Consider the following 3066-nt stretch of genomic DNA (forward strand, 5'->3'; position numbering starts at 1 on the left):
GAGCAGGATGGCTGGGTCATCGAGGTGGCCGGGAGACCGACGGTGACCATGAAGGTTGGGTTCCTGCCCCCGCCTGACTTCGAGGCGACGACGCTGGAGGAGTTCATGGTGCTCGGCCACATCATGACGGCCACGCCACCGCTGAATGCCATCCCAGCGGTGGTCGCCGCCGCGCCCGGCATCGTCACCTACAACGACCTGCCGCTGATCCTCCCGCGCGGAGTCGTGCCCGCCAGCTAACCCCTTGAAATAGCCGCCACCGTCATCCGTTCGACCGACACGCCACGCCGTGAGGGGCGGCGTGCCGGCCCAGGTGTGATGCGCGTTACAGTGGCAGTGACGAACATCGGATGGGCAGGGGGGACGCCGTGGTTCTCACCATCGCACTGGTCTACTTGGGAGGCTGGGCGATCACCATGCTGGTCACCTTCGTGGCCAGCCGCCGATTGGCCGACGGTTCCACGACGCCACTCAGCTCGGTCGGCTTCAGCCTTCTCGCCGGGTTGATCTGGCCGCTGATGGTCCTCGGTCTGGTCGAACTCAGCTCCGTTGCGGCATGCTCCGTTGCCACGTCCCTGCGCGCGCATTCCGGGATTCCCGATTCGTGGCTCAGCGGGGACGTGCTGGACGACGTCGTCGTGCCGCTGCGCTGATCGTCGGCGGCCGGGGACCGATATCATCGGACGGTGCTTCGATTCCTTCTCGCGTGCGGCCTGATGACGGCAGCGTTGGGAATGAACCCGCTCACCGCAGTGGCCGCGGCAGATGACTGCCCCGTGACCGATCCCCCCGTCATCAATCGATGCGGACCGAACGCGGAACCCGCCCCACCCCAGGCGCCGCCGGGCGTGAGGGTGGCCATGTGCCAGGACGGCGCCGTCTCGTTCACCCAGTACCCGACCTATCGGGGGACGTGCGCCGAGAATGGCGGAGTAGCCCAGTGGTTGCCAGAAAACTGACCAACCTCTAGTCGTCCGCCCAGTTGGCGGCGACCTTCTTGCTCGGCTGGACGCGCGGCGGCTCGCCAGGCATCTTCGGGTAACTCGGGGGATACGGCAGATCGGCGAGACCGCGTTCCTCGTCGGCGGCGACCATCTCCAGTAGCGGCTCGATGGAGTGGGCCACCGTGTTGATGTCGGCCCACGGATCTTCGCGGGTGGCAACGAGATTCGGCACCGTGGCGATGGTGTAGTCATCGGGGTCCGCCGTCGCGAGGTCTTTCCACGTCAACGGTGTCGACACCGTGGCGATCGCCGTGCGGCGCGCCGAATAGGCCGAGGCGAAGGTGCGGTCTCTCGCGTTCTGGTTGTAGTCGATGAACAGCCGCTCCCCGCGCTCCTCCTTCCACCACGACGTCGTCACCCTGTCCGGTGCCCGCCGCTCGACTTCGCGGGCGAGCGCGATGCCCGCCCTGCGGACCGCGATGAAGTCCCAGTCCGGTTTGATCCTGATGAACACGTGCACGCCGCGGCCGCCGGACGTCTTCGGGTAACCCACGATGCCGAGCTCGTCGAGCAACGGCTTCAGCACGTCGACGGCGATCTCGGAGGCATCCTTGAACCCGGTGCCCGGCTGCGGGTCCAGGTCGATTCGCAGTTCGTCGGGGTGTTCGGTGTCGGGGCAGCGCACCTGCCACGGGTGCAACGTGATGGTGCCCATCTGGGCCGCCCACGCGATCGCCGACGGGTGCGTCACCTTCAGCGCATCGGCGGTCCGACCCGAGGGGAACGTCACCTGGCACGTCTCGAGGTATTCGGGATGCTTTGCAGGCACGCGTTTCTGGTAGATCTCCTCACCGTCGATGCCGTCGGGGAAGCGCTGCAAATGCGTGGGTCGGTCGCGCAACACTGCGAGCATGGGCTCGGCGACGGCGAGGTAGTAGTCGAAGAGTGTGCGCTTGGTGCCGCCAGCGCCGAGCTCGGGGAAGTACACCTTGTCAGGGCTGGTCAACCGGACCGCAACACCGTCGACATCGACTTCCTCTGCAGGACTTGCCATTTCTAACCCTCCAATACGTCGGACAGGTCGTAGTTCAGCGGCACGTCGAGCTGGGCGAAGGTACAGCTCGACGGGTCTCGGTCGGGCCGCCATCGAACGAACTTGACCGCGTGCCGGAAGCGTTGGCCGTGTGCGGTGTTGCCCTCCATCTGGTCGTAGGCCACCTCGGCAACCTTTTCCGGGCGGACCGGGATCCACCGCTTGTCCGCCGTGGAGTTCCATCGACTGGGATCGCCGTCGTTCACCTGGTCACCATCTCGAAGCGGCTCCAGGTCGGCGAGCAGCTTGATGCGGTCTTTGACACTGAATGATGCTGCGCCACCAATCATCTGGAGCTCACCGTCATCGCGGTACAGGCCGAGCAGGATCGATCCGACACCCTCGCCGCTCTTGTGGATGCGGTAGCCGATGGCCACGCAGTCGGCGTCACGCTTGTGCTTGACCTTGACCATCTCGCGCTTGCCCGGCAGGTAGTGGCCGTCGAGCCGCTTGGCGATCACCCCGTCGAGGCCGGCGCCCTCGAAGGTGGTCAGCCACTGCGTGCCGAGCTCCGAGTCCTCGGTGGTGCGGGTGACGTGGCACCACGTCTTCTCGGTGACGAGCTCGAGCAGCGCTTCTCGTCGCACGCGAAAGGGCTCCGTCATCAAGGAGGCATCCCCCGTGGCAAGCGCATCGAATCCGATGAAGTGCGCGGGCGTCTGCTTGGCGAGCATCGTGACCCGACTCTCGGCAGGATGGATGCGCTGGCTCAAGGACTCCCAGTCCAGTCGGACGCGCCCGTCGATCTCACGTGGAACGACGACCTCGCCGTCCAGCACGCAGCGGGGCGCCAGCTCGTCGCGCAGGGCATCGAGGAGTTCCGGGAAGTACCGGCCGAGTTCCTTGCCGCTGCGGGACTGCAGCACCACCTCATCGCCGTCGCGGAACGCCAGGGCGCGGAAACCGTCCCACTTCGGCTCATACGACCACACCCCGGCGTCGTCGGGCACGGTCGTCTGCGCCTTGGCCAGCATCGGCTCGATCGGTGGCTGCACGGGTAGGTCCACGGTGTCCATACTCACGTAGACC

At 66.4% G+C, this 3066-nt stretch carries 4 protein-coding genes and 1 pseudogene; 3 read left to right on the plus strand and 2 right to left on the minus strand.

What is annotated here, in order from left to right:
• From QOD90_RS23355 to QOD90_RS23365, 3 genes and pseudogenes are all read left to right on the plus strand, one after another.
• A pseudogene (locus QOD90_RS23355) lies at positions 1-240 on the plus strand (dihydrodipicolinate reductase); the annotation flags it as partial.
• Positions 241-368: 128 nt separating this feature from the next.
• A complete protein-coding gene (locus QOD90_RS23360; protein WP_526353537.1) occupies positions 369-653 on the plus strand; it encodes a hypothetical protein in 285 nt (94 codons plus the stop codon).
• 33 nt (positions 654-686) lie between these two features.
• Positions 687-959, plus strand: coding sequence for a DUF3761 domain-containing protein (locus tag QOD90_RS23365; RefSeq protein ID WP_526353539.1), 273 nt, complete (start codon positions 687-689; stop codon positions 957-959).
• A gap of 7 nt (positions 960-966) precedes the next feature.
• Here the strand turns inward: QOD90_RS23365 and ligD are convergent, their stop codons facing one another.
• Both ligD and QOD90_RS23375 read right to left on the minus strand, forming a co-directional pair.
• Entirely contained in the window at positions 967-1998 is a 1032-nt protein-coding gene (gene ligD, locus QOD90_RS23370; protein WP_526353541.1) for a non-homologous end-joining DNA ligase, read from the minus strand.
• Positions 1999-2000: 2 nt separating this feature from the next.
• Complete coding sequence (locus QOD90_RS23375) at positions 2001-3053, minus strand: ATP-dependent DNA ligase (protein WP_526353543.1); 1053 nt, start codon at positions 3051-3053, stop codon at positions 2001-2003.
• Positions 3054-3066: the final 13 nt, after the last annotated feature.

Origin of the sequence: Mycobacterium sp., assembly GCF_032161845.1 — a bacterium.
Taxonomy (GTDB): Bacteria; Actinomycetota; Actinomycetes; order Mycobacteriales; family Mycobacteriaceae; genus Mycobacterium.